Source organism: Cognatiluteimonas profundi, assembly GCF_009792795.1.
GTDB classification, from domain to species: Bacteria; Pseudomonadota; Gammaproteobacteria; order Xanthomonadales; family Xanthomonadaceae; genus Cognatiluteimonas; species Cognatiluteimonas profundi.
Genome location: NZ_VKHQ01000005.1, coordinates 1 through 23,567, shown reverse-complemented (window position 1 = coordinate 23,567; position 23,567 = coordinate 1). Strand labels below are relative to the sequence as shown.

Below are 23,567 nucleotides of genomic sequence, written 5' to 3'. Positions count from 1 at the left end.
GAGCAGCACATGGGCGACAGCGCGGTGGCATTGGGCGTGATGGCGGTCTACATCTTCATGCTGGCCGCGATCGCAGGCCATGTGATCATTTCGCGCGTGCCGGTGATCCTGCACACGCCATTGATGTCGGGCAGCAACTTCATCCACGGCATCGTCCTGATCGGCGCGATGGTGGTGCTGGGACACGCGACCACGCCGCTGGAAACCGCGATCGGATTCTTCGCCGTGCTGCTGGGCGCCGGCAATGCCGCCGGTGGCTACGTCGTGACCGAACGCATGCTCGACATGTTCAAGTCCTCGCGCAAGCCGGCGACATCGGGCGATCGCGCATGACGCCCGCGATGCCGGAGATCTTCGGCTGGATCGCCGCGGCCAGTTATTTCATCGCGGCGACGTTGTTCCTGCTCGGGCTGCAGCGCATGGCGTCTCCGGTGACGGCGCGCAGCGGCATCCACTGGGCCGGCGCCGGCATGCTGCTGGCGACACTGGCGACGTTCCTGCTGCCGGGACTTGGCAACATCGCGCTGATCGTCGTCGCGCTGGTCATCGGCGTGGGGCTGGCGTGGGTGTCCGGCAAGCGTGTCGCGATCACCGACATGCCGCAGATGGTCGCGCTCTACAACGGCATGGGCGGCGGTTCGGCGGCGGCGATCGGTGCGGTGGAGTTGCTGCGTTTCTCGGCCGATGCCGCCGCGCCGCCGATGATCACGCTGGTCCTGGGCGTGGTGGGTGCGCTGATCGGCGCGGTGTCGCTGGCCGGGTCGATCATCGCCTGGGCCAAGCTCGACGGACGCATGGACAAGCGTTACACCTTCCCTGGCCAGCAGGTGGTGAACCTGGCGTTGTTCGCACTGGCCGTGGTCCTGGGCGGCATCGTCGTCAGTTCGCTCGGCGTGCCGATGATCCTGGCGTTCTTTGCCGTCGCACTGGTCCTTGGCGTCGCCATGACGCTGCCGATCGGCGGCGCCGACATGCCGGTCGTGATTTCGCTGTACAACGCGCTGACCGGACTGGCGGTGGCATTCGAAGGCTACGTGCTGGGCAACCAGGCGTTGATCGTCGCCGGCATGATGGTCGGCGCGGCCGGCATGCTGCTGACGCGCTTGATGGCCAAGGCGATGAACCGCTCGATCAAGAGCGTGCTGTTCTCCAACTTCGGCGGCACCGGTGGAGCGGCACAGGAGATCGCCGGTGCCCAGAAACCGATCGAAGCCGGCGATGTCGCGGCCATGATGGCCTACGCCGAGCGCGTGGTGATCGTGCCCGGCTACGGCATGGCCGTCGCGCAGGCACAACACAAGGTCTGGGAACTCGCACAGAAGCTGATCGAGCGCGGCGTGCGGGTGAAGTTCGCCATCCATCCGGTCGCCGGCCGCATGCCCGGACACATGAACGTGCTGCTCGCCGAAGCGGGGGTTCCCTACGACCTGATCGCGGACATGGACGACATCAATCCCGAATTCCCCAACACCGACGTCGCCCTGGTGATCGGCGCCAACGACGTCGTCAATCCGGTCGCACGGACCGATCCGTCCTCACCGATCTACGGCATGCCCATCCTCGACGTGGTCAACGCGCGGCACGTGGTGGTCATCAAGCGTGGCAAGGGCACCGGTTTCGCCGGTATCGAGAATGCGCTGTTCTACGCCGACAACACCCGCATGCTGTATGGCGACGGCGCCGAAATGGCCGGGGCGCTGGTCAGCGAACTGAAGGCGCTGGGCGGCGGCCACTGACGCGGCGCGAATCGCTCAGCGCGAGGCAACCGCGGCAACGACCAGGGCGAGGGCCAGCCACAGCAGGTCGACCGGCGGATTGGCCAGGTTTGCCAGGGTCCATGCGAAGGAAGGTCCCAGCCGGGTCATCGATTCCCACGGAAGCAGGCCCATGACGCGCCCCATCTGCGCCGCGGCGATGCCCCAGTTGGCCAGCACGATCGTGGCCACCGTCGACGCGACCGCCAAGGCGGCGCGGCGCCAGCCACGATCCATCCGCGACAGGCGCAACAGCACCGCGGCGTCGAGCGCCGCCAGGATGGCCATCCAGCTGCATTGCCGATCGCGCGCGAATGCCAGCAGGATCCAGGCGGCGGCGAAGCCCAGGCTGCCCACGAGCAGCAGGACGGGGGCCAGCCACCGGGCCGGCGGCGCTGCGGGAGTGTCCATGGCAACCTGGTGTCGACGAGCCGGTCAGCATAGCCGCCCGGAGTGCTGGTGGCTGCGGCGTTAGAATGGGCGGCCGGACTTGCCGTCGTTTCCTTTCGTGGACATGTACTCCCGCAGCAGCGAACCCGTGCGCTTCGAGCGCGACTGTGCCGCCGTCCTGGTGCCGCAGGGCGATGTGGTGAACCTGCCGGCTGGCAGCGTGGGCTACATCACCCAGGCGTTGGGGGGGAGCTACACCGTTTTTGTCGAAGGCAACCTGTTCCGAATCGCCGGGATCGATGCGGATGCGATCGGCAAGGAGCCGCAGGAGCCGCTGGAGCTGCCTGCCGGCGCCAGCGACGACGCCGTCGAACAACTGGTCTGGAAGCAGTTGCGCACCTGCTTCGATCCGGAAATCCCCATCAACGTGGTGGACCTGGGCCTCGTCTACGAGGCAGTCGTGTCCCATCGCGAGGACGGCGAGCGCCTGGTGGAGGTCCGCATGACCCTGACCGCACCGGGCTGCGGCATGGGCGACATCCTCGTCGACGACGTGCGCACCAAGCTGGAGCTCATTCCGACGGTGGCCGAGGCGGACGTCGAGCTCGTGTTCGATCCGCCATGGAACCGCAACATGATGTCCGAAGCGGCGCGGCTGGAAACCGGAATGCTCTGAGCCAGGCTTACCCTAGGGCGGAATGGACTGCCGGACAGCGTCTAGGCCGAAAGTCATGAAGCTGTAACCGGTTTCATATCGAAACTGTGATCCAGCCCACACATCTGGCGTGATTTTTGCTGCGCCTGCAGCGTGACTGCCATCAGGGTGTCGCATAGCGTCACATCCGTGGCCACAACACACCGTTGCCACCTCCTGGATCCGGATCCAACCCCGGATATCGTCCCGCGATCGCGGGCCATTCCATAGCTTCGGGAAGTGAGGTCGATACTGATGCCCGGCCAATGAGTGATTGGCCTGGTACCCGTGCGGAGTCGTCGGGGCTGCATGCCCCGCCGGCGCGAATGTCGGAGACACCCTCAATGGGTCGCCCTGCCGGGCGATTTCGTAGTCCAACCGCAACCAAGGAAACACGCATCGTGATGCATTCCAGCACCCGTAACCGTCATCTTGTCGCGCTCACGCCGCTGGCCCTCGCGCTCGTCGCAATGTCCGCACAGGCCGCCACCCGCGTCGACCTGCACAGGCTCGACGTGGCCCAGGTCAACCACCAGTACGCACTTGCCAGCGCCACCCTTGGTGTCGCCGCGCAGGCGCGCCAGAAGCATGCGGAAATGCTTGGCCTGGACGCGAATTCCGCGTTGCAGCAGCTTTCCGCATTGCGCGATGCCGATGGCACCGTGCATTACCGCTATCAGCAGACCTTCCGCGGCGTGCCGATCTTCGGCGAGCACGTGGTCGTCAGCGAAGACAAGGCCGGTACGGTCCGCAACATGTTCGGCCGCGCGGTCAACGGCCTGGCCGGCGAACTGCCGGCAACGACGAGCAAGGTCGCACGGGCGCAGGCCCTGTCGATCGCCAAGGCGGCGGCATTGGGCAGCCGCGCAGCCGCGAGCCGCACCGAGCGCGAAGATGCGCGAAAGATGATCTACATCGATGATGCCAACCACGCGCACATGAGCTACGTGGTGTCGTTCTTCGCCGACAGCGTCAAGGGCGGCAATCCGAGCCGACCGTTCGTCATCATCGATGCGAACAGCGGCAGGGTGCTCAAGCAGTGGGACGGCCTGACCACGGCGTTGGTCGGCACCGGCCCCGGCGGAAACACCAAGACCGGCCAGTATGAGTGGGGCTCGGGTGGCAAGTACGGCTACCTGGACGTCGCCCAGAGCGGCACCACCTGCACCATGAACAACACCAACGTGAAGTCGGTCAACCTCAACGGCGGCACGACCAGCACCACGGCGTACGCCTACACCTGCCCGCGCAACACCTACAAGACCATCAACGGCGGCTACGCGCCGATCAATGACGCCCACTACTTCGGCGGCGTGATCACCAACATGTACCCGGCGTACACCGGCTACAACGCGCTGACGTTCCAGCTGGTCATGCGCGTGCATTACAGCTCGGCTTACGAGAATGCGTTCTGGGACGGCAGCACCATGAGCTTCGGTGACGGTGCCAGCACGTTCTACCCGCTGGTCAGCGCCGACGTTGCCGGCCACGAGGTCTCGCATGGCTTCACCGAGCAGCATTCCAACCTGACCTACTCCGGCCAGTCGGGCGGCATGAACGAGGCCTTCTCGGACATGGGTGGCGAGGCGACCGAGTATTACTGGAAGGGCAGCAACGACTTCAACGTCGGCACCGAGATCTTCAAGTCCACCGGCGCGCTGCGGTACATGTGCAACCCGACCCAGGACGGCGGCTCGATCGACAACGCCGCGAACTACACCAGCAGCCTGGACGTCCATTACTCCTCCGGCGTCTATAACAAGGCGTTCTGCAACCTGGCCAAGACCGCTGGCTGGAGCACCCCGACGGCGTTCAAGGTGATGGCGCGCGCCAACGCCCTGTACTGGACACCGAGCAGCACCTTCATCACCGGTGCCTGCGGCGTGGTGACGGCGGCGACCGACCTGGGCCTGAGCACGGCGGATGTGACCGCGGCGTTCAACACGGTCGGCGTCAGCACGAGCAGCTGCAGCGGTGGCGGCGGTGGTGGTGGCAGCACGGGCGGTCCGCTCACCAAGGGCGTGACGGTGACCGGTATCGGCGCGAGCACGGGTGCCACGGTCAACTACACGCTGGTGGTTCCGGCCGGTGCGACCAACCTGGTGTTCACGCAGTCCGGCGGTACGGGTGATTCGGACATGTACGTGAAGTTCGGCAGCGCGCCGACCGACACGGTCTATGACTGCCGTCCGTATGTCTCGGGCAATGCGGAAACCTGCAGCTTCGCAGCTCCGTCGGCCGGTACGTACTATGTGCGGCTCAAGGCGTATTCGACCTTCTCCGGCGTCAGCCTGAAGGGCGACTACACCACCGGCGGCACGGGTGGCACGCAGACGTATACCAATTCGACGGCAACGTCGATCCCGGACGTCAGCACCATCACCAGCACGATCAACGTCTCGGGCCGTACGGGCAATGCGCCGACCACCAGCAAGGTGGCCGTCAACATCACCCACACCTACCGCGGCGACCTGAAGATCGACTTGCTGGCTCCAGATGGCAGCGTGTATGCACTCAAGGCCAGCAGCGGCAGCGACAGTGCCGACAACGTGGTCGCGACCTACACGGTCAACCTGTCGACCGAAGCGTTGAACGGTGCGTGGAAGCTGCGCGTGCAGGACGTTGCCGCCGGCGACGTCGGCACGCTCAACAGCTGGAGCATCACGTTCTGATCCTTGCCACCTGAGGATGCGACACCCGAAGACCCCGGCCTCGTGCCGGGGTCTTTTTTTGGTGGGCGTTTGATCACTGCCAGCCGGGCCTGGTGCCCCGCCGCAGACCCACGACGGCTTTGATGGCCTGTCGCCAAATGGCAGGGGTGACGCCCGGCACATCAGCCGCCAGTGCCTCTGGCAATAGACTGTCCAATCAGCCGTCCGCGCAGCGCTGCGTTGGATGGCGACGAACCCCGCCCCAACCGGGGTTCATTGCGCATCAACCGGAGACCCAATCGTGCCATCCACGCATTCCCGATCCATGCCCACGCGCGTCATCCTGTGTTCCCTGCTGGTCGCGGCCGCGGCTCCCGCCTGGGCGCAGGACGCCGTGGAGCTGGAAACCGTCGAGGTCACCAGTGCCAAGATCCCGGTCAACCTGCGGGATTCGACGGCCACCGTCACCGTGGTCAGCGGCGCCGACCTGCGCGCGCGCGGCGCGACCGACCTGCGCACGGCCCTGTCGCTGGTGGCGGGTGTCGATATCGCGCCCGGCGGCGACAGCGGTCCGGCCGGATCGGTGCCGGCGCTGTGGGGCCTGCGCGAATTCGACGCATTCCTGCTCGTCGTCGATGGCGTGCCGTGGGGCGGCGCATTCACTCCCGCACTGGCGACCCTCAACCTCAATAACGTGGAGCGGATCGAAGTCGTCAAGGGCGCCGCGCCGGTGAGCTACGGCGCCACCAGCTTCGTCGGCGTGATCCACGTGCTGCACCGGGCGGCGGGCCAGGGCAACGCGACCGTGGAACTCGGTGTTGGCAGCCGCGGCAGCGCGCGCGCCGCACTGGCGATGCCGCTGTCGTCCCCCGGCGACCGCTGGGAGCAATCGCTGTTCCTCGACGGCGAGCACCAGGGGCTTTCCGCCGACCGCTCCGGCTGGTCGCGATCGCACGCGCTGTATCGCGGTGCGACGACGCTCGGCGGCGGTGACTTCACCGTCGACCTCGATGCATCGCAGGTCAAGCAGCAGCCGGTCAGCCCGCATCCGCGCGAAGGCGCCGCATTGTCCGATCGCGTGCCGCTGGACGCCAATGACAATCCAGGCGGCGCGCGACAGGACGAGGATCGCGGACAACTCTCGCTCGGCTATGTCCTGCAGACCGGTCTTGGCCAATGGAGCACGAAACTCGCCTACGCCAGCAACCGGGGCCGCACGGTGCGGGGCTTCCTGCGCCCGGGCTTCGCGGACGATGGCACCACGGTCAATGCCGATGGCTACCAGCAGGATCGCCATACCCGCGAGGTGTACTTCGATACGCACGTGGCGAGCACGCTCGGCGACGCACTGACGTTGGTCTGGGGTGCCGACCACATGCATGGACAGGGCGAGCAGCGCAGCGCGAACTTCGAGTATGCCGTGCGTCCGGACGGCGCCAATGCGCCGGACTGGCGCGGCCTGCACATCGACGAGCGCACGCAACTCGAGGATCGCCGCGACTTCAGCGGAGTGTATGCGTCGCTGGATTACCGGATCACCGATGCCTGGCGGATCGACGCGGGCCTTCGATACAACAGCACGCGGGAGACCCGCAGTGGCCAGGAGACCGATCTCACCGGGCCGACACCGGTCGTGGGGGATCGGGAAACGCGGCACCGCACGGATCATCGCTGGTCCAATGCGCTTGGCACCAGCTACCGCCTGTGGCAGGACGGCTGCGATTACATCACCGCCTATGCGAACTATCGCGACAGCTTCAAGCCGGCGGCAATCGATTTCGGCCCGGAAGCCGAGTCCGACATCCTCCAGCCCGAGACCGCGCGCAGTCGCGAACTGGGCATGCGCGGCCAGCATCTCGATGGACGGCTGCAGTGGGATGTCTCGATGTTCGCGATGGACTTCCGCAACCTCGTCGTCACCCAGGACGTCGGCGGCTTGCCGGGACTGACCAACGCCGGCAACGAGCACTTCAAGGGTGCCGAGGCCGAAGTCCACCTGCAACTGGCGGATGGCTTCAGTGCGATCGGCACCTGGGCCTACCACGACGCGCGCTTTACAGATTACGTGCAGTTGTTCGACGGCACGCCGACGCAACTCGATGGCAAGCACCTGGAGCTGTCGCCGGCGCAGGTCGGCAGCCTCGGGTTGATGTTCGCGCCTGCGGAGGGATTCCTGGCGTATGCGACGGTCGGCCGGATCGGATCGCGCTATCTCACCAAGCGCAACACCGCGACTGCCCCGGCCTACACCACCGTGGACGCGGGCATCGGCTATCGCCGTGGACAATGGGAAGTGCGACTGGACGGCACCAATCTGAGTAATCGGCGCGATCCGATCGCGGAAAGCGAACTCGGCGAATCGCAGTACTACCGCCTGCCCGCGCGTGCGGTCTGGGCGAGCGTGCGTTACGACTTCGGATCCTGACCAGGCGGCGCGGGGCCGTCAGGACATGCTGCCGTCAGATCGCCTCGAAGCGGTTCGCGGCGACGTTCTTGCGGACCCGCGCCGGATCCCAGACCCGGCCGTTCATGGCGATGTAGACACCGGCCGGCAGTGACTGCACGGCACCCACCGCGGTGCCGATGTTGAATTCCGCGTCCGAGCCGCGGAACCGCGCCGGATTCAGCGCGCCGGTCAACACGATGACCTTGTCGGGAATGCTCGCGAGCACGTGCGCGGTGTCGACCATGGTGTCGGTGCCGTGCGTCACCAGCACGTGGCGTGCATCCTGGGATGCGATCGTCGCGCGCAGCAGCTCGCGGTCGGCGGCGTCGATGTGCAGCGAATCCTTGCGCAGGATCGGGATCACGCGAAAGCGGAACGCGACGCCCAGTTCCTCGAGGATGCGCCCGATCTGCGGCTCGCCGACCTGGTAGTCGGACTTGTCGTCGAAATACACCTTGTCGATGGTGCCGCCGGTGGTGACGACAAGAAGCTCGTCCATCGTGGTTGTCCGTGCAATCAAATGGGCTGGAAGTATACCGGCGGCGATCAGCGCTTCCTGGAGAAGCGCGCGCGCAAGCCCGGGATGCTCGCCGCGAACACGATCACCAGCGACAGCGCGATCGCCGCGAGCGCATGGGCGCGTTCCGGCGGCCGCGTCCACGCCACCATGACCCCGTGCGAGAACCACAGCAGCGCCAGCACGCCGGCCCAGAACGCGGTCCGCGCGCCGGCGTGGCGCAGCAACGCGATGCCGAACGCCAGCGGCGGCATGGCGAACACGACCACCGCGACCCACTGCGCCTGTTGCCCGAACCACAGCGCGTACAAGGCGGCCAGCGCGAGCAGCGCGACCGCGAGCACCTTGCGTGCGCGCGTCACGATGCCAGCCTCGCGGCGAGGGCAGCGATGCGGCGGCCCAGCACCCGTGCGAGCGCGGCTTCGTCGTCGGTGGGCTCGATGTCGTCGCGCGTCCCGGCGACGTGGCTCGCGCCGTAGGGTGTGCCGCCACCCCTGGTTGTGCTCAGCAACGGCTCGGTATAGGGAATTCCCGCCACCACGCAGCCGTGATGGAGCAGGGGAATCATCATCGACAGCAGCGTCGCTTCCTGGCCGCCATGCATGGTCGCCGTCGACGTGAAGACTCCCGCCGGCTTGCCCACCAGCGTGCCACTGGTCCACTCCGCGCCCAATCCATCGATGAAATGCTTGAGCGGGGCGGCCATGTTGCCGAAGCGGGTCGGGCTGCCAAGCAGCAGGCCGGCGCACTCGGCCAGGTCCGCGCGCTCCACGTAGGGCGCGCCCTCGTCGGGTACCGGCGGCGTCGCCACGAGCGTGGTGGCGGCAACCGGCGGCACGGTCCGCACGCGCGCGCGCATGCCGTCGACCTCGCCGACGCCGCGCGCGATGTGCCGCGCCAACCTCGCCACTGAACCACCGCGGCTGTAATACAACACCAGAATTTCGGCCATTGAGCGCTCCTGTCCCCGCGCAAGGATAGGGGATGTGGCGGCCGCAGGACGGCGGGTGCCGTGGGACGCGCCAGCAACCGCTGCCGCTCGCCGCTGACACGGCTTCGGTTACGCTTCGGCGATGGAGACCACCAACCCCTTCGCGCGCCTTCGCGACCACCTGTCGAACCGTCTGCGCGACCGGGCCCGCGCGCATTCGTTTTTTCGGTTCGTCGGGCGACGCTTCCTCGATGACCGCCTGTTCGAATCGGCTGGCGCGCTGTCCTTCACAACGGTCTTCGCGCTGGTGCCGCTGTCGATGGTGGTGTTCGGGGTGCTGTCCGCGTTCCCGGTCTTCAGTCAGTGGAGCAACCAGCTCAGCGACTACATCTTCTCCAACTTCGTGCCGAGCTCGGCACGCGCGGTGGAAACCTATCTCCGCCAGTTTTCCGCCAACACCGGCAAGCTGACCACGATCGGCGTCATCGCGCTGGTGATCTCGCTGCTGATCACCCTGACCAGCGTGGAGGCCACGTTCAACCGCATCTGGCGGGTCAAGACCGCGCGTCCGAAGTTCAGTCGCTTCCTGGTGTACTGGACCGTGCTGACCCTCGGTGCGCTGGTCGCGGCAGCCAGCCTGGCCCTGTCGGCGCGATTCTTCGCGCTGTCGGTGTTCTCCACCGGGGTCGGTCGCGCGCTGGAATCGGTGATGTTGTGGCTGGCGCCGATGTTGATCGAACTGGCGGCCTTCGCCGGCATCTTCCGTGTCGTCCCGCATCGGACCGTGAAGTGGCGCCATGCATTCGTGGGCGCGTTGCTGTCGGTGTTGATGTTCGAACTGGTGAAGTGGGGCCTGGGCCTGTACCTGGGCAACTTCGGTTCCTACCAGAAGATCTACGGCCCGCTGGCGTTCGTCCCGGTCTTCCTGCTGTGGGTGTTCTTTGGCTGGGTCTCGATCCTGTTCGGCGCGTCGTCGGCCGCATCGCTGGCTGCCTTCCGCTACCAGCCCGTTTCGGTGCGCTTGCCGGAGGGTTACGAGATCTACGGACTGCTGCGCATGCTTGGCCGTTTCGCCGAACGCCGGCAGACTGGCAGGGGGCTGCACAGCGTGGAGATCCAGCAACTCGAGCCGATGCTGACCGACGAGCTGGTGCAGCAGATGCTGGCGGAACTGTGTGCGATCGACGTCCTTAAGCGGGCGGAAACCGGCGAATGGCTGCTGGCGCGCGACCTCGACAGCCTGACGATGTCCGATCTCTATGAGGCATGCCGGTTGCGCATCCCGGTTGCCGAGGCCCGACTTCCCTGCCGCGACGACGCGCTGGGCGCCGCCGCGATTGCCGAGCTCGACCAGTTGCGCCTGCCGTTGCGCGACCTGCTGAAACGCCGCGTGGCCACCATCTACGACAACCTCCCGCCGGAACCTGCATGAAACGCTTCGCCCTGACCTGTGCCGCCCTGCTGCTCGCCGGCTGCAATCGCAATGCGCCCCAACCGGTGCAAGCCCCGCAACCGGCCATGGCACCGGCTGCGCCGGCAAGTTCCGCGCCGGCAACTGCACCCACCACGCCGCCGGGGCCCGCCCAGGCTGCCAGTCCGGCGATTCCGTCGCTGAAGGTCAAGACGCTGGACGGCGCGCAGTACGACCTGGCTGCGCATCGCGGCAAGTGGGTCGTGGTCAATTTCTGGGCGACCTGGTGTGGCCCGTGCCTGAAGGAAATGCCGGAACTCTCCGCGCTGGACGCGATGCGCGAGTACATCGAAGTCATCGGCCTTGCCTATGAGGACATCAAGCCGGCGGAGATGACCACCTTCCTGAAGACGCACCCGGTCGTCTACCCGATCGCCATCATCGATGTGTATGCGCCACCGCCCGACTTCGCGTCGCCACGCGGTTTGCCGATGACCTACCTCATCGCGCCCGACGGCAAGGTGGCAAAACAATTCCTGGGTCCGGTGACGGCCAGGGACATCGATGCCGCGATCGCCGCCGCCGGCGGGCCGAAGCCGGCCTGATCGCGACATGGACGCCGCGGCCCGCTTCATCGTCGTCGGCAAGGTGCAGGGCGTCTGCTTCCGTGCCAGCACGCAGCAGCAGGCGCGACGCCTGCACTTGAACGGTCATGCACGCAACCTGCCGGACGGCTGTGTCGAGGTGCTGGCCTGCGGCAGCGAGGACGCGCTGGACCAGCTTGAACACTGGCTGCGCCGCGGGCCGCCGATGGCGCGGGTCGATGCGGTGGAGCGACAGCCGGCCGCGATTCCTGCCGGATCGATCGACGCGGATGCATTCCACGTCCGCTGATCGCAGCGATGGCTAGTCGTCGAAATCCAGGATGGGCTTCAGCACGCTGAAATGTTCTGTCTTCGGTTCGCCTGCCAGCGGTGGGTAGTCGAGGGGCTGTTCCGGGACGCTGGTGTCGGGCAGGCGCTTCAGCAGGTCCTGGATCAGGGTCAGCCGCCCGCGTTTCTGGTCGTTGAAGTCGACCAGCGTCCATGGCGCGGCGTCCGTATGCGTCGCCTGCAGCATCTCGTCGCGCGCGCGGGTGTAGTCGGCGTAATGCATGCGCGCCGCGAGATCGATGGGCGAGAGCTTCCAGCGCTTGAGTGGATCGTCCAGCCGCTCGGCGAAGCGCTCTTCCTGCTGGGCCTGGTCGCAGCTCAGCCAGTACTTGAACAACAGGATGCCGTCGTCGACCAGTTGCTTCTCGAACAGCGGCGCATGGCGCAGGAACGCATCGACCTGCGCCTGGCTCGCGAATCCCATGATCCTCTCGACGCCGGCGCGGTTGTACCAGCTGCGATCGAACAGCGTGATTTCGCCCGCGGCCGGGAGATGGGCGACATAGCGCTGGAAATACCACTCGGTCTTTTCGCGCTCGGCCGGTGTCGGCAGCGCGGCGATGCGGCACTGGCGCGGATTGAGGTGTTCGCGGATGGCGTTGATCGCGCCGCCCTTGCCGGCGGTATCGCGACCCTCGAAGAGGATGACCACGCGCTGCCCGGTCACGCGGACCCATCGCGCCATCGCCGCCAGTTCGAGCTGCAGCGGCTCCAGCAGTTTGTCGTATTGCTTGCGCTTGAGTCGTTTCAACGTGGGTTCACTCGTGCAGGCGTGGGCGCAGCAGCGCCAGGTTGCACGGACGGGTCCGGGCATCGAGTTGCAGGCGCAGGATCGATTCCCACGCGGTGCGGCAGGCGGACGTCGAGCCCGGCAGGGCGAACAGGAACGTGCCATTCGCGAGCCCGGCGAAGGCGCGCGACTGCAGCGACGACGAGCCGATCTCGGCAAAGGAGATCGCGCGGAAGATTTCCCCGAAGCCCGGCATCTGCTTGTCGAGCAGCGGCAACAGCGCTTCGGGCGTGGAGTCGCGGCCGGTGAAGCCGGTGCCGCCGGTGACCAGGATGCCGTCGACACGGTCGTCGGCGATCCATTGCGATACCAATGCGCGCAGGCGATAGCGCTCGTCGGGGAGCAACGCGCGCTCGTGCAGCTGGTGTCCGGCATCGGTGAGCGCGGCGGCGAGGTAATCGCCGGACGTGTCGTCGGCCAGCGTGCGCGAGTCGGACACCGTCAGCACGCACAGGCGCAATGGCACGAAGTTGGCGTCGCTGGAAGACATCACGCTCCTGGATGGTTCGAGTATCGCCGTGGACGATGCCGCAATGGCCTAGGCGTCCGGCGGAGCCTGGCACAGCGGCAATGAATACCACTGGCTGTCGTCCTCGTGCCAGCCGGCCGCGCGATACAAGGCGCGCGCCGGGGCGTTGCCGCGCCCGGTCTCCAGCATGATCGCGGCGGCACCGTCGTCGCGCGCGAACTGCGCGGCTGCGTCCAGCAGCATCCGCGCCACGCCCTTGCGCCGCGCATCCGCCGCGACATAGAGATCGTTGAGGATCCACAGGCGAGCCGTGCGCACCGACGAAAACATCCGGTACAGCTGCACGAAGCCGCAAGGCGCACCGTCATTCAGCGCCACGAGGATCACGGACTCATCGCGCTGCAGGCGCTCACCGAGCCAATCGCGCGCGCGTTGCGCGTCGGATGGCTGGCCATAGAACTGCCGGTAGGCATCGAACAGCGGAACCACGTCGCCCACGTCGTCCAGCGCGACACGGCGGATGGCGATGCTCATGACGCCTCCGCCAGCCGCGCGAGTTCGTCGGCCTGGTGCTCGCGGGTGAGCCGCTCCACCAGCGGATCCAGGTTGCCTTCGAGCACGTTGGGAAGGTCGTACAGCGTCAGTCCCTCGACGCGGTGATCGGTGATGCGACCCTGCGGGAAGTTGTACGTGCGGATGCGCTGGCTGCGATCGCCGCTGCCGACCTGCAACTTGCGGTCCCGGGCCTGCGCGGCATCACGCCTGGCGATCTCGGCTTCGACCAGCATCGATTGCAGCCGCTTCATCGCCTTGTCGCGATTGGCGTGCTGGCTGCGCTCGGTCTGCGATTCGACGACCACGCCGCTTGGGACGTGCGTGATGCGGATCGCCGATTCGGTCTTGTTGACGTGCTGTCCGCCAGCGCCGGACGAGCGGAACGTGTCGATCTTCAGGTCGGCCGGATTGATCTCGATCGCCAGGGTGCCGGTGTCCTCGGCGAAGATGGCCACGGTCGCCGCGGAGGTGTGGATGCGGCCCTGCGATTCGGTTTCCGGCACGCGCTGCACGCGATGCGTGCCGGATTCGAATTTCAGGCGGGAGTACGCGCCGCGGCCTTCGATGCGCGCGACGATTTCCTTGTAGCCGCCGTGCTCGCCGGGGCTGGCCGATTCGACTTCGACCTTCCAGCCCTGGCGCTCGGCATAGCGCGTGTACATGCGGAACAGGTCGCCGGCGAAGATCGCGGCCTCGTCGCCGCCGGTGCCAGCGCGCACTTCGAGGTACACGTTGCCTTCGTCGCGCACGTCGCGCGGGACCAGGTGCGACATCAATTCCGAGTCGAGCTGCTCCAGCAGGGCCTTGCCGGCGCGGATGTCTTCCTCGGCCAGTGCATGCAGTTCCGGATCGTCGAGCATGGATTCGGCAGCGGCCAGGTCGCGGCGCACGCGATCTTCAGCGGCCAGTCCGTTGGCGACCGGCTGCAGCTGCGAGAACTCGCGCGACAGGTTGCGGAAGCGCTCGTTGTCGGCCACGACACCGGGATCGGCAAGCAGGCGCTCGAGTTCGTCGCGCCGCTCGAGCAGCGCTTCCAGTTTGCGACGCAGGCTGGGATTCATGCGTCGCTGTCGTCGGCCGGATCGTGCGGATCGCCCATGGCGGGGAACATCCGGGCGGTGGCGCGCGCCAGGTCCGTATCGCCGGTGAGCGCCGCCTCGCGCAGCGCGATGGTCGGCGCATGCAGCAGCCGGTTGGTCAGCGTATGGGCGAGGAACTCCAGCACGGCCTGCGGATCCTGCCCGTTGGCCAGTTGCTGCCGCGCCTTCGCCAGCACGTCGACGCGTGCGCAATCGGCGTGCGCGCGCAGCCGCCTGAGTGGCGCGGTCCGCGTGCTGGCGGCGAGTGTCTCGATGAATCGCGACACCTGCAGTTCGACGATCGCCTCGGCGGCATCGGCGGCCTCGCGTCGACTGCGACGGTTGTCTTCGACCGCGCGCTCGAGGTCGTCGACCGTGTACAGGAACACGTCCTTCAGCGTGGCGACGTCGGCGGCGATGTCGCGCGGCACTGCCAGGTCGAGCAGCAGCATCGGCCGGTGTCGACGCTGGGCGAGGGCGGCGGCGACCTGCGCGCGCTGCAGGATCGGTTCGCGACTGGCCGTGGCGCAGAACACGATGTCCACGTCGGCCAGGTGGCGATCGATGTCGGCAAGCGGCAATGCCATGCCGCCATGCCGGCTGGCGAGTTCCTGCGCGTGGGCGAGCGTGCGGTTGGCGACCAGCAGGCGCTTCACCTGCGCCTGGGCGAGGTGGCGGGCGACCAGTTCGATGGTTTCCCCCGCGCCGACCAGCAGCACGGAGGCGTCTTCCGGTCGCGCGAACGTGCGTTGCGCCAGCCGGACGGCCGCCGATGCAACGGATACAGGATTGGCGCCGATGCGGGTGTCGGTCCGGGCCCGCTTGGCGGTGACGAAGGACTGCTGGAACAGTCGATCCAGTTGCGTACCCATCGTGCCGGCGGCCCGCGCCGCGGCCCAGGCGTGTTTCACCTGGCCGAGGATCTGCGGCTCGCCCAGCACCAGCGAATCCAGTCCGGTCGCGACCCGGAACAGGTGGCGCACGGCATTGGCGTCGTAGTGCCAGTAGAAATAGGACTCCAGCCCGCTGGCATCGCCGGGATGGCTGGCCAGCCATTGGCCGAGCGCGCGACCCTCGTCGTCGGTCACCGCGTAGAGCTCGGTGCGGTTGCAGGTCGACAGCACCGCGACCTCGGACACGGAAGGCAGCGATCGCAGGGTCGACAAGGCCCACGGCAACCTGTCGTCGGCAAAGGCAACGCGTTCACGCAGGCTGACCGGCGCGGTCTGGTGGTTGATACCCAGCGCGAGCAGGGTCATCGGGATGGCGGCGTGCTCCATGGCGGTTGCATCGGGAAGCCTGTGGCGGCGCCGAACGGGACGGCCGCTTACAGCTCTTGCGCTAAGCTTCCAACGCAATGGGCCGCCATTTTACGGCCCGGTTGCGTCCGATGCCCGTCGTGTTGCGTTCATTTTTCGTCCCTTGGTTTCTCCCCGCCCTGTGCATCGCCGCCTTGTGTGCCGGCACGCCGGCCCATGCGGCGACCAGGCCTGCGCGCGGCCCCGATCCGGTGGCCGCCACGATGGCGGGCGAGTTCGCGCTGCAGGCCGGCAAGCTGGACGAGGCCACGCGCTGGTACCTGGACGCTGCGCGGGCATCGGCGGGCGATGCCGGGCTGGCCGAACGCGCGACCCGCCTGGCGTTGCTGACGGGTGACGACGTCCGCGCGGGCGAAGCGCTGGCCCTGTGGCGCCAGCGCGCGCCGGGGTCGCTGGCAATGCGCGCGGCGGAGGCGACCTTGTCCCTGAATCGGCGCGACGCCGCCGCGGCACGGACGCAACTGCAAGCGCTGTTGCGCGACAGGAATGCCGATGGCTGGCGATACGCCATCGCCGCGCTCGCCGGCGGGTCCAAGGATCCAGCGACGGCGGCGACGGTCCTCGAGCAACTCGTCGATGCCCGGGCGATACCCAACATCCTGCAGGCCTGGCTGGCCTTCGGCGGGCTGGCGCAGAAGCTGGAACAGCCACCGCTGGCCGCACGCATCATCGATCAGGTCGTCGCCCGGTTCCCCAATGAGCCGCGCGTGGCGCTGTTGCATGCGAGCCAGTTGCGCGAGGCAGGCAAGACCGACGAGGCGAAGCAGGTGCTCGCTGGCCTGGAGAAGGACACCCGCCAGGTCGCGGATCTGCGGCTTGCGGTTGCCGCCGAGTATGACGCGCTGGGCGACCCGACAATGGCGGCCAGCGTCCTGGCTCGCGGGCCGCAGGACAACCAGAGCTATGCGTTGCGGGCATCATTGCTGGCCAAGGCCGAAGACACCGCAGCCCTGCAGGCGCTGTATGCGCAGTTGAAGCAGGAGTCGAGCGATCCGGATCCCCAGCGTCGCCTGCTGCTCGGCCAGACCGCCGAATTCCTCAAGCGCATGGACGAGGCGCTGGGCTGGTATCGCAGCGTTCCCGGCGGACCACAGCGTGCGCAGGCCAGGTTGCGCGCGGCCGGCGTCCTGCGCGAACTCAAGCGCGGACCCGAGGCCTACGCCGACCTGCGCGCCATGCAGACCGACGCGGCCGAGGACGAAGACGCCAGGCGCGACGCCTACCTGATGGAGGCGGACCTGCGGCAGAAGGACAAGGACGATGCCGGTGAGCTGGACGCCTTCGCGCGTGGGCTTGCGGCCTTCCCCGACGACAGCGCGCTGCTGTACTCGCGCTCGCTGAGCTGGGAGCGGCGCGACGACATCGCCCACGCCGAGGCCGACCTGCGCAAGGTGCTGGCGACGGATCCGGACAATGTCGCGGCCTTGAACGCCCTCGGCTACACCCTTGCCGATCGCACCACGCGCTACACCGAGGCACTGGAGCTCATCGACCGTGCGCGCGTGGCCGAGCCCGACAACGCCGCGATCATCGACAGTTACGGATGGGTGCTGTTCCGCCTGGGGCGCGCCACCGAGGCCGTGGTCGAATTGCGGCGCGCATTCGCACTGCAGAAGGATCCGGAAATCGCAGCCCACCTGGGCGAGGTGCTGTGGGTGATGGGCAACAAGGACGAGGCGCGCAGGTATTTCGACGAGGCCCGCAAGCTGGAGCCGGACAATCGATCGTTGCTGCGCGCGCTGCAAAGGACCGGCGCATGACCCGCGTCCTTCGACTGGCCGCTGCAGCCGGACTGGTGCTGCTGGCCGCCTGCGTCGGGCAGCCGGTCCGGAAGGGTCCTGCCGTGCCGGCGGCGCTGGCCGAGCAGATGCAGCACGCCCGCGACGCGGTATTGCTCGCCCATCCGCAGTGGGCGCTGCAGGGTCGCGTGGCCCTGACCAACGGACAGAACGGCGGGAGCGGTCGGGTGGAATGGCGGCAGGACGGCCCGCAATACGTGGTGTCCCTGAGCGCCCCCATCACCCGCCAGAGCTGGCGGATGACCGGCGATGCCGCTTCCGCGAAGCTCGAAGGCCTCGCCGCGGGTCCGCGCGAGGGCAGCGATCCCGAAGCCTTGTTGCGCGACGCCACCGGCTGGGTCATTCCGGTCGGGGCGTTGGCGTCGTGGGTTCGCGGGTCAGTCGACCGCAGCCTGCCGCCGGGCGAGCTGCAATTCGGCGCCGACGGCCATCTGGCACGCCTGCAGCAAGGCGGCTGGACCATTGAATACAGTGGCTGGCAGTCGCAGCCCGCCCTCGGGATCGATCTGCCGGCACGGGTGGAGGCCAGCCAGGGCGACGCCCGCGTCCGCCTGGTGGTCGACCAGTGGCAGGACGGCAGCGGCGGATCGTGAGCGTCGAGCTGTCGGGCTGGAGCGAATGGCCGGCCCCCGCCAAGCTCAACCTGTTCCTGCGGATCACCGGGCGCAGGCCGGATGGCTACCACGACCTGCAGACCGTCTTCCGGCTGCTCGACTGGGGCGACCGGATTCGCCTGCGGCTGCGTGACGACGGCCGCATCATCCGCGTTGGGCAGTCCGTGGCTGGCGTCGCCCCCGCCGACGATCTCGCCGTTCGCGCTGCACTGTTGCTGCAAAGAGCGGCGAATGTGCAGCAAGGAGCGGACATCGTCGTCGAAAAGTGCATCCCGGCCGGCGCCGGGTTCGGTGGCGGCTCTTCCGATGCCGCAACCGTCCTGTCGGCACTGAACCTGCTCTGGGGCGCGGGTCTGGACGAGGATGCGCTGGCGACGCTGGGCCTGGCGCTGGGGGCCGATGTCCCGGTCTTCGTGCGCGGCCGCAACGCCTGGGCCGAGGGGGTCGGCGAGCAGTTGGTTCCGCTTCGCCTGCCGCCCGCCTGGTACGTGCTGGTGGACCCCGGCGTCCACGTCCCGACCGCCAGGATGTTCCAAGCCCCTGAATTGACGCGGGATGCCGTGCCCGCGACAATGGCGGACTTCGTTTCGGGCGCCACGCTGGGCAATGCATTCGAGCCGGTGCTGCGGGCTTGCGAGCCGGCCATCGACGCTGCATTCCGGGTGCTGGAAAGGATCGGTTCGCCCCGCCTGACCGGAAGCGGCAGCGGCTGTTTCGTCGAGTTCGACGAGCGGGCCGCCGCCCAGGCCGGACTCGCTGCGTTACCCCCGGACTTGCATGCATGGATGGCGGAAGGAGCGGCCAGGTCGCCGTTGCACGTGGCAATGGATGCATGGAGCGGGGCGGTGTCAGGCAGGAATGCGTAGATCCAATGCAGGGGCGTCGCCAAGTGGCCCAAGGCACCAGGTTTTGATCCTGGCATTCGCAGGTTCGAATCCTGCCGCCCCTGCCAGTTCGGGTTGTTGAGACAGCAGGATTCGCAGGCGATTCGCCCCAGAGTTCGGAGAAGACGGTGCAAGAGGATCGCAACCTGCTGGTGTTCACCGGCAATGCCAACCGGCCACTGGCCGAAGCGGTATGCAAGGAACTCGGCATCCGCCTGGGCAAGGCCCAGGTCGGCCGGTTTTCCGACGGCGAAGTCCAGGTCGAGATCGAGGAAAACGTCCGTCGCCAGGAAGTGTTCGTGATGCAGCCGACCTGCGCGCCGAGCGCGGAGAACCTGGTCGAGTTGCTGGTGCTGATCGACGCGCTCAAGCGCGCATCGGTGTCCAGCGTCACCGCGGTCGTGCCGTATTTCGGTTATGCGCGACAGGATCGGCGCCCGCGTTCGGCGCGCGTGCCGATCACGGCGAAAGTCGCCGCGCAGATGTTCTCCACCGTCGACACCGACCGGGTGCTGACGGTGGACCTGCACGCCGACCAGATCCAGGGCTTCTTCGACATCCCGGTCGACAACGTCTATGCCTCGCCGCTGCTGCTGGCCGACATCTGGCGCGCGTACGGCACCGACAACCTGATCGTGGTGTCGCCGGACGTGGGCGGCGTGGTGCGCGCGCGCGCGATCGCCAAGCGCCTGGACGACGCCGACCTCGCGATCATCGACAAACGCCGGCCGAAGGCCAACGTGGCCACGGTGATGAACATCATCGGCGACGTCAGCGGCCGGATCTGCGTCCTGGTCGACGACATCGTCGATACCGCCGGTACGTTGTGCGCGGCCTCCGCCGCGCTCAAGGAAGCCGGCGCCATCAAGGTCGTCGCCTACTGCACGCATCCCGTGCTGTCGGGCGCGGCGATCGAGAACATCAGCCGCTCCCAGCTCGACGAGCTGGTGGTGACCGACACGATTCCCCTGTCGGACGCCGCGCGCGGTTGCAGGAAGATCCGGCAGCTCAGCGTCGCCGAGCTGCTGGCCGAAACCATTCGCCGGATCGCATTCGGTGAATCCGTCAGTTCGCTCTATGTCGACTGAATCCAGTCGATCGGGCCACTGACGTCCAACGCTCACCTGGTCGCGGGTGAGTGAACCTGCCGCCGCGAGGCGGTTCATTGCAACACAGCGAGAAACACAACATGTCCGATCATTCCATCAAGGCCACTGGCCGCAAGGACGAGGGGAAAGGTGCGAGCCGCCGCCTGCGTCATGCCGGTCAGATCCCGGCCATCGTCTACGGCGGTCACGCCGAGCCGAAGAGCATCCAGCTGGCGCACGAGAAGACCTGGGTCATCAGCCAGAGCGAGTGGTTCTATTCGTCGATCCTGTCGCTGGACATCGACGGCACCACCGAGCGCGTGCTGCTGCGTGACATGCAGCGCCACCCGTACAAGCAGCAGATCATGCACCTGGATTTCCAGCGCGTGAGCGAGAACGAGGCGATCCGCGTCTCGGTGCCGCTGCACTTCATCAACGTCGACGTGTCGCCGGCCGGCAAGATGGCCGATGTCGTCGTCACCCACGAGCTCAACGAAGTCGCCGTCAGCTGCCTGCCCAGGGACCTGCCGGAGTTCATCGAGGTCGACCTGTCGCAGATGGTCGTTGGCGACATCATCCACCTGTCGCAGATCAAGCTGCCTGCCGGCATCGAGATCCCCGAGTTGAAGCTCGGCAAGGAACACGACGTCGCGGTGGTCGTGGCCAAGCATGGTCGCGTCGAGGCCGAGGAAACGGCTGAAGCCGAAGAGCCCGTCGAGGCGCCGGCAGCGGCCGCCAAGCCGGCGAAGAAGGACGAGAAGTAAGCGCCGGTCCGGGCGCGCCCGCTGGAGCGGGTGCGTCCGACCGCGCTGCATCGGCAGCAATGGCCGGATTGCGACTTCTCATCGGGCTCGGGAATCCCGGGCCTGAGCACGCACGGACCCGGCACAACGCCGGGTTCCGTTTTGTGGACGAACTGGCTGCGCAGGCCGGGGTCCGCTTCGGGCTGGAGTCCAAGCTGTTCGGCGAGACCGCGCGGGTCGAGATTGCGGGAAGGACCGTCTGGCTGTTGAAGCCGGCGACTTTCATGAACCTCAGTGGCAAGTCCGTCGTCGCCGCGCTGCGTTACTGGAAGATCGAGCCGGACGAGGCGCTGCTGGCGCATGACGACCTCGATCTGCCGCCAGGTACCGCGCGGCTGAAATTCGATGGCGGCCACGGCGGCCAGAACGGCCTTCGCGACACCATGCGCCTGCTCGGCCACGGGCAGTTCCATCGCCTGCGGATCGGCATCGGGCATCCGGGCCACAAGGACAAGGTGACGCCCTGGGTGCTGGGACGCCCCAGCGCCGCCGACGACATCCTGATCGGCCGCGCCATCGACGCGGCGATCGACGTGCTGCCGCTGGCTGTCTCGGGCGATTTCAACGAGGCGATGAAGCGGCTGCACACGCCGCAACCCTGACTTCCGAGGAAGCAGGCCTAATCACGCGCGGCTCCGGCTGGAGTCGCGCAAAGCTGGAGTCAAGGCCCCATGGGCATCAAATGCGGCATCGTCGGCCTGCCCAACGTCGGCAAGTCGACCCTCTTCAACGCGCTGACCAAGGCGGGCATCGCTGCCGCGAATTTCCCCTTCTGCACGATCGAGCCCAACGTGGGCGTGGTTCCGGTCCCGGACCCGCGCCTGAATGCACTGGCCGAGATCGTCAAGCCGCAGAAGCTCATTCCGACCGCGGTCGAGTTCGTCGATATCGCCGGCCTGGTCGCGGGTGCCGCGAGCGGGGAGGGGCTGGGCAACAAGTTCCTGGCCCATATCCGCGAGGTGGATGCCATCACCCATGTGGTGCGCTGCTTCGAGAATCCCGACGTCATCCACGTCAACAACAAGGTCGACCCGCTGGCCGACATCGACACGATCGATACCGAGCTGGCCCTGGCCGACCTGGACAGCGTCGATCGCGCCCTGCAGCGGGCCGAACGTTCCGCCAAGACCGGCGACAAGGAAGCGAAGATCCGCGCCGAAGTGCTGGGCCGGATCAGCGCGGCCCTGAATACCGGCACCGCGGCCCGGGCGATGGGCCTGTCGGAGGAGGACAAGGCGGCCGTGCGCGACCTCTTCCTGCTGACCCTCAAGCCGGTGATGTACGTGGCCAACGTGCTGGAGGACGGCTTCGAGAACAACCCGCACCTGGACGCCGTCCGCGCCCGGGCCGCGACCGAGGGCGCGGAAGTCGTGCCGGTCTCGGCGGCCATCGAGGAGGAGCTCAGCCAGCTCGATGACGAGGACCGGGATGCATTCCTGGCCGATCTGGGCCTGGCGGAGCCGGGGCTGAACCGGGTCATCCGGGCGGCCTACAAGCTGCTTGGCCTGCAGACCTATTTCACCGCCGGCGTGAAGGAAGTCCGGGCCTGGACGGTCAAGGGCGGCTCGACCGCGCCACAGGCGGCGGCGGTCATCCATACCGATTTCGAGAAGGGCTTCATCCGGGCCGAGACGATCGGTTACGAGGACTTCATCCGTTACCGCGGCGAATCGGGCGCCCGTGATGCGGGTCGGTTGCGACTGGAAGGCAAGGAGTACCGCGTTCAGGAAGGCGACGTCCTGCATTTCCGTTTCAACGTCTGACCCCGCGCCGGCGACAGGGCTCTCGGCCGCCGTCGGCGGGCTGCATCCGCCCACCCGGCGTTGACATCAATTCCCGCGCAAGTCAAAATCGCTGGCTGTTTCACGTTCCAAGGCATTGTCACCGGAGGGATACCCAAGCGGCCAACGGGGGCAGACTGTAAATCTGCTGGCTTACGCCTTCGGTGGTTCGAATCCACCTCCCTCCACCAGATAAGCCAGACAACAACGAGTGATCCCGGCGCGGGAGTAGTTCAATGGTAGAACATCAGTTTTCCAAACTGATTACGCGGGTTCGATTCCCGCCTTCCGCTCCATTGCTTCCCTGCCGGGGCCACTGCAACAAATCGCTCACGTAGCTCAGTCGGTAGAGCACCTCCTTGGTAAGGAGGAGGTCGATGGTTCGATTCCATTCGTGAGCACCAGTTCCAGGCCATCCAACGCTGCAGCAATCGCCAGTCCCACTTCCGCAACCTCACGCAAACCGAGACACCGCCATGGCAAAGGGTAAATTCGAGCGCACCAAGCCCCACGTGAACGTGGGCACGATCGGTCACGTGGATCACGGCAAGACGACGCTGACGGCGGCGCTGACGAAGATCGGAGCGGAGCGTTTTGGTGGTGAGTTCAAGGCGTACGACCAGATCGGAAGGGCGCCGTGTGGGGAGAGGCGGTACACCA

The 23,567-nt window shown here is 67.2% G+C and carries 25 protein-coding genes and 4 tRNA genes; 20 read left to right on the top strand and 9 right to left on the bottom strand.

Annotated features, from left to right (window positions below):
- The first annotated feature begins 9 nt into the window (after positions 1-9).
- Both GST15_RS10045 and GST15_RS10040 read left to right on the top strand, forming a co-directional pair.
- A complete protein-coding gene (locus GST15_RS10045) occupies positions 10-333 on the top strand; it encodes an NAD(P) transhydrogenase subunit alpha part 2 (RefSeq protein WP_159017170.1) in 324 nt (107 codons plus the stop codon).
- Positions 330-1,736 (top strand): NAD(P)(+) transhydrogenase (Re/Si-specific) subunit beta, encoded by a 1,407-nt coding sequence (locus tag GST15_RS10040; RefSeq protein WP_159017169.1) that lies wholly within the window; start codon positions 330-332, stop codon positions 1,734-1,736. Before GST15_RS10045 ends, GST15_RS10040 begins: the two co-directional genes overlap by 4 nt.
- Positions 1,737-1,751: 15 nt before the next feature.
- On the opposite strand, the gene GST15_RS10035 is transcribed toward GST15_RS10040, so the two are convergent.
- Entirely contained in the window at positions 1,752-2,165 is a 414-nt protein-coding gene (locus GST15_RS10035; RefSeq protein ID WP_159017168.1) for a hypothetical protein, read from the bottom strand.
- A gap of 103 nt (positions 2,166-2,268) precedes the next feature.
- On the opposite strand from GST15_RS10035, the gene sufT reads away from it, so the two are divergent.
- The 3 genes from sufT to GST15_RS10020 all read left to right on the top strand — a co-directional run bounded on the left by sufT (position 2,269) and on the right by GST15_RS10020 (position 7,914).
- Positions 2,269-2,820 (top strand): putative Fe-S cluster assembly protein SufT, encoded by a 552-nt coding sequence (gene sufT, locus GST15_RS10030; protein ID WP_159017504.1) that lies wholly within the window; start codon positions 2,269-2,271, stop codon positions 2,818-2,820.
- A gap of 488 nt (positions 2,821-3,308) precedes the next feature.
- Positions 3,309-5,510 carry a M4 family metallopeptidase gene (locus GST15_RS10025; protein WP_233263148.1) on the top strand — a complete coding sequence of 734 codons (2,202 nt, stop codon included), beginning with the start codon at positions 3,309-3,311 and terminating at the stop codon, positions 5,508-5,510.
- A gap of 304 nt (positions 5,511-5,814) precedes the next feature.
- The gene (locus tag GST15_RS10020) at positions 5,815-7,914 is read left to right on the top strand and encodes a TonB-dependent receptor (RefSeq protein WP_159017166.1); all 2,100 of its coding nucleotides are present in this window, start codon (positions 5,815-5,817) and stop codon (positions 7,912-7,914) included.
- 34 nt (positions 7,915-7,948) lie between these two features.
- On the opposite strand, the gene GST15_RS10015 is transcribed toward GST15_RS10020, so the two are convergent.
- The 3 genes from GST15_RS10015 to wrbA are packed head-to-tail and all read right to left on the bottom strand — an operon-like array spanning position 7,949 to position 9,404.
- Positions 7,949-8,434, bottom strand: coding sequence for an asparaginase domain-containing protein (locus tag GST15_RS10015; RefSeq protein WP_159017165.1), 486 nt, complete (start codon positions 8,432-8,434; stop codon positions 7,949-7,951).
- Positions 8,435-8,481: 47 nt separating this feature from the next.
- The gene (locus tag GST15_RS10010; RefSeq protein ID WP_159017503.1) at positions 8,482-8,817 is read right to left on the bottom strand and encodes a DUF2069 domain-containing protein; all 336 of its coding nucleotides are present in this window, start codon (positions 8,815-8,817) and stop codon (positions 8,482-8,484) included.
- Positions 8,811-9,404, bottom strand: coding sequence for an NAD(P)H:quinone oxidoreductase (gene wrbA / locus GST15_RS10005; RefSeq protein ID WP_159017164.1), 594 nt, complete (start codon positions 9,402-9,404; stop codon positions 8,811-8,813). The genes GST15_RS10010 and wrbA overlap by 7 nt, the downstream gene beginning before the upstream one ends.
- A 121-nt stretch (positions 9,405-9,525) precedes the next feature.
- On the opposite strand from wrbA, the gene GST15_RS10000 reads away from it, so the two are divergent.
- From GST15_RS10000 to GST15_RS09990, 3 genes are read left to right on the top strand one after another with little or no spacing between them, the layout of a single operon-like run.
- Positions 9,526-10,815, top strand: coding sequence for a YihY family inner membrane protein (locus GST15_RS10000; RefSeq protein WP_159017163.1), 1,290 nt, complete (start codon positions 9,526-9,528; stop codon positions 10,813-10,815).
- Positions 10,812-11,399 (top strand): TlpA family protein disulfide reductase, encoded by a 588-nt coding sequence (locus GST15_RS09995; protein WP_159017162.1) that lies wholly within the window; start codon positions 10,812-10,814, stop codon positions 11,397-11,399. The genes GST15_RS10000 and GST15_RS09995 overlap by 4 nt, the downstream gene beginning before the upstream one ends.
- A gap of 7 nt (positions 11,400-11,406) precedes the next feature.
- Positions 11,407-11,688 carry an acylphosphatase gene (locus GST15_RS09990; protein ID WP_159017161.1) on the top strand — a complete coding sequence of 94 codons (282 nt, stop codon included), beginning with the start codon at positions 11,407-11,409 and terminating at the stop codon, positions 11,686-11,688.
- A gap of 12 nt (positions 11,689-11,700) precedes the next feature.
- Here GST15_RS09990 and ppk2 read toward each other — a convergent pair whose 3' ends face one another.
- From ppk2 to hemA, 5 genes are read right to left on the bottom strand one after another with little or no spacing between them, the layout of a single operon-like run.
- Complete coding sequence (ppk2, locus tag GST15_RS09985; RefSeq protein ID WP_159017160.1) at positions 11,701-12,477, bottom strand: polyphosphate kinase 2; 777 nt, start codon at positions 12,475-12,477, stop codon at positions 11,701-11,703.
- Positions 12,478-12,484: 7 nt separating this feature from the next.
- A complete protein-coding gene (moaB, locus tag GST15_RS09980) occupies positions 12,485-13,006 on the bottom strand; it encodes a molybdenum cofactor biosynthesis protein B (protein ID WP_159017159.1) in 522 nt (173 codons plus the stop codon).
- A gap of 48 nt (positions 13,007-13,054) precedes the next feature.
- Positions 13,055-13,519: a GNAT family N-acetyltransferase gene (locus tag GST15_RS09975; protein ID WP_159017158.1), complete on the bottom strand. Its 465-nt coding sequence runs from the start codon at positions 13,517-13,519 to the stop codon at positions 13,055-13,057.
- The gene (gene prfA / locus GST15_RS09970) at positions 13,516-14,601 is read right to left on the bottom strand and encodes a peptide chain release factor 1 (RefSeq protein ID WP_159017157.1); all 1,086 of its coding nucleotides are present in this window, start codon (positions 14,599-14,601) and stop codon (positions 13,516-13,518) included. Before prfA ends, GST15_RS09975 begins: the two co-directional genes overlap by 4 nt.
- Positions 14,598-15,878: a glutamyl-tRNA reductase gene (gene hemA / locus GST15_RS09965; RefSeq protein WP_159017502.1), complete on the bottom strand. Its 1,281-nt coding sequence runs from the start codon at positions 15,876-15,878 to the stop codon at positions 14,598-14,600. The genes prfA and hemA overlap by 4 nt, the downstream gene beginning before the upstream one ends.
- A 131-nt stretch (positions 15,879-16,009) precedes the next feature.
- Here hemA and GST15_RS09960 point away from each other — a divergent pair, with 131 nt between their 5' ends.
- The 12 genes from GST15_RS09960 to GST15_RS09905 form a co-directional block, all read left to right on the top strand.
- Positions 16,010-17,698: a tetratricopeptide repeat protein gene (locus GST15_RS09960; protein WP_159017156.1), complete on the top strand. Its 1,689-nt coding sequence runs from the start codon at positions 16,010-16,012 to the stop codon at positions 17,696-17,698.
- Entirely contained in the window at positions 17,695-18,330 is a 636-nt protein-coding gene (gene lolB, locus GST15_RS09955) for a lipoprotein insertase outer membrane protein LolB (protein ID WP_159017155.1), read from the top strand. Before GST15_RS09960 ends, lolB begins: the two co-directional genes overlap by 4 nt.
- 8 nt (positions 18,331-18,338) lie before the next feature.
- A complete protein-coding gene (gene ispE / locus GST15_RS09950; RefSeq protein WP_425482243.1) occupies positions 18,339-19,217 on the top strand; it encodes a 4-(cytidine 5'-diphospho)-2-C-methyl-D-erythritol kinase in 879 nt (292 codons plus the stop codon).
- Between the two features lie 9 nt (positions 19,218-19,226).
- Positions 19,227-19,303, top strand: a tRNA-Gln gene (locus GST15_RS09945).
- Between the two features lie 60 nt (positions 19,304-19,363).
- On the top strand, positions 19,364-20,323 hold the full coding sequence (locus GST15_RS09940) for a ribose-phosphate diphosphokinase (protein ID WP_159017154.1): 960 nt from the start codon (positions 19,364-19,366) through the stop codon (positions 20,321-20,323).
- 101 nt (positions 20,324-20,424) lie between these two features.
- The gene (locus GST15_RS09935; RefSeq protein WP_159017153.1) at positions 20,425-21,087 is read left to right on the top strand and encodes a 50S ribosomal protein L25/general stress protein Ctc; all 663 of its coding nucleotides are present in this window, start codon (positions 20,425-20,427) and stop codon (positions 21,085-21,087) included.
- Between the two features lie 59 nt (positions 21,088-21,146).
- Positions 21,147-21,728 carry an aminoacyl-tRNA hydrolase gene (pth, locus tag GST15_RS09930; protein WP_159017152.1) on the top strand — a complete coding sequence of 194 codons (582 nt, stop codon included), beginning with the start codon at positions 21,147-21,149 and terminating at the stop codon, positions 21,726-21,728.
- Between the two features lie 69 nt (positions 21,729-21,797).
- Positions 21,798-22,889 carry a redox-regulated ATPase YchF gene (gene ychF, locus GST15_RS09925; protein ID WP_159017151.1) on the top strand — a complete coding sequence of 364 codons (1,092 nt, stop codon included), beginning with the start codon at positions 21,798-21,800 and terminating at the stop codon, positions 22,887-22,889.
- Between the two features lie 123 nt (positions 22,890-23,012).
- Positions 23,013-23,098 (top strand) — tRNA-Tyr (locus tag GST15_RS09920).
- A gap of 31 nt (positions 23,099-23,129) precedes the next feature.
- Positions 23,130-23,203, top strand: a tRNA-Gly gene (locus GST15_RS09915).
- Positions 23,204-23,235: 32 nt separating this feature from the next.
- A tRNA-Thr gene (locus GST15_RS09910) sits at positions 23,236-23,311 on the top strand.
- 72 nt (positions 23,312-23,383) lie between these two features.
- The coding region (locus GST15_RS09905; RefSeq protein WP_233263147.1) for a GTP-binding protein at positions 23,384-23,567 on the top strand (184 nt) is incomplete at its 3' end.

What these genes read in the sequence shown, in the direction of transcription:
- GST15_RS10045 (WP_159017170.1), top strand. Translation starts at nt 10, where the DNA reads ATGGGCGACAGCGCGGTGGCATTGGGCGTGATGGCGGTCTACATCTTC.
- GST15_RS10040 (WP_159017169.1), top strand. Translation starts at nt 330, where the DNA reads ATGACGCCCGCGATGCCGGAGATCTTCGGCTGGATCGCCGCGGCCAGT.
- GST15_RS10035 (WP_159017168.1), bottom strand. Translation starts at nt 2,165, where the DNA reads ATGGACACTCCCGCAGCGCCGCCGGCCCGGTGGCTGGCCCCCGTCCTG.
- sufT (WP_159017504.1), top strand. Translation starts at nt 2,269, where the DNA reads ATGTACTCCCGCAGCAGCGAACCCGTGCGCTTCGAGCGCGACTGTGCC.
- GST15_RS10025 (WP_233263148.1), top strand. Translation starts at nt 3,309, where the DNA reads ATGTCCGCACAGGCCGCCACCCGCGTCGACCTGCACAGGCTCGACGTG.
- GST15_RS10020 (WP_159017166.1), top strand. Translation starts at nt 5,815, where the DNA reads ATGCCCACGCGCGTCATCCTGTGTTCCCTGCTGGTCGCGGCCGCGGCT.
- GST15_RS10015 (WP_159017165.1), bottom strand. Translation starts at nt 8,434, where the DNA reads ATGGACGAGCTTCTTGTCGTCACCACCGGCGGCACCATCGACAAGGTG.
- wrbA (WP_159017164.1), bottom strand. Translation starts at nt 9,404, where the DNA reads ATGGCCGAAATTCTGGTGTTGTATTACAGCCGCGGTGGTTCAGTGGCG.
- GST15_RS10000 (WP_159017163.1), top strand. Translation starts at nt 9,526, where the DNA reads ATGGAGACCACCAACCCCTTCGCGCGCCTTCGCGACCACCTGTCGAAC.
- GST15_RS09995 (WP_159017162.1), top strand. Translation starts at nt 10,812, where the DNA reads ATGAAACGCTTCGCCCTGACCTGTGCCGCCCTGCTGCTCGCCGGCTGC.
- GST15_RS09990 (WP_159017161.1), top strand. Translation starts at nt 11,407, where the DNA reads ATGGACGCCGCGGCCCGCTTCATCGTCGTCGGCAAGGTGCAGGGCGTC.
- moaB (WP_159017159.1), bottom strand. Translation starts at nt 13,006, where the DNA reads ATGTCTTCCAGCGACGCCAACTTCGTGCCATTGCGCCTGTGCGTGCTG.
- GST15_RS09975 (WP_159017158.1), bottom strand. Translation starts at nt 13,519, where the DNA reads ATGAGCATCGCCATCCGCCGTGTCGCGCTGGACGACGTGGGCGACGTG.
- prfA (WP_159017157.1), bottom strand. Translation starts at nt 14,601, where the DNA reads ATGAATCCCAGCCTGCGTCGCAAACTGGAAGCGCTGCTCGAGCGGCGC.
- hemA (WP_159017502.1), bottom strand. Translation starts at nt 15,878, where the DNA reads ATGACCCTGCTCGCGCTGGGTATCAACCACCAGACCGCGCCGGTCAGC.
- GST15_RS09960 (WP_159017156.1), top strand. Translation starts at nt 16,010, where the DNA reads ATGCCCGTCGTGTTGCGTTCATTTTTCGTCCCTTGGTTTCTCCCCGCC.
- lolB (WP_159017155.1), top strand. Translation starts at nt 17,695, where the DNA reads ATGACCCGCGTCCTTCGACTGGCCGCTGCAGCCGGACTGGTGCTGCTG.
- GST15_RS09935 (WP_159017153.1), top strand. Translation starts at nt 20,425, where the DNA reads ATGTCCGATCATTCCATCAAGGCCACTGGCCGCAAGGACGAGGGGAAA.
- pth (WP_159017152.1), top strand. Translation starts at nt 21,147, where the DNA reads ATGGCCGGATTGCGACTTCTCATCGGGCTCGGGAATCCCGGGCCTGAG.
- ychF (WP_159017151.1), top strand. Translation starts at nt 21,798, where the DNA reads ATGGGCATCAAATGCGGCATCGTCGGCCTGCCCAACGTCGGCAAGTCG.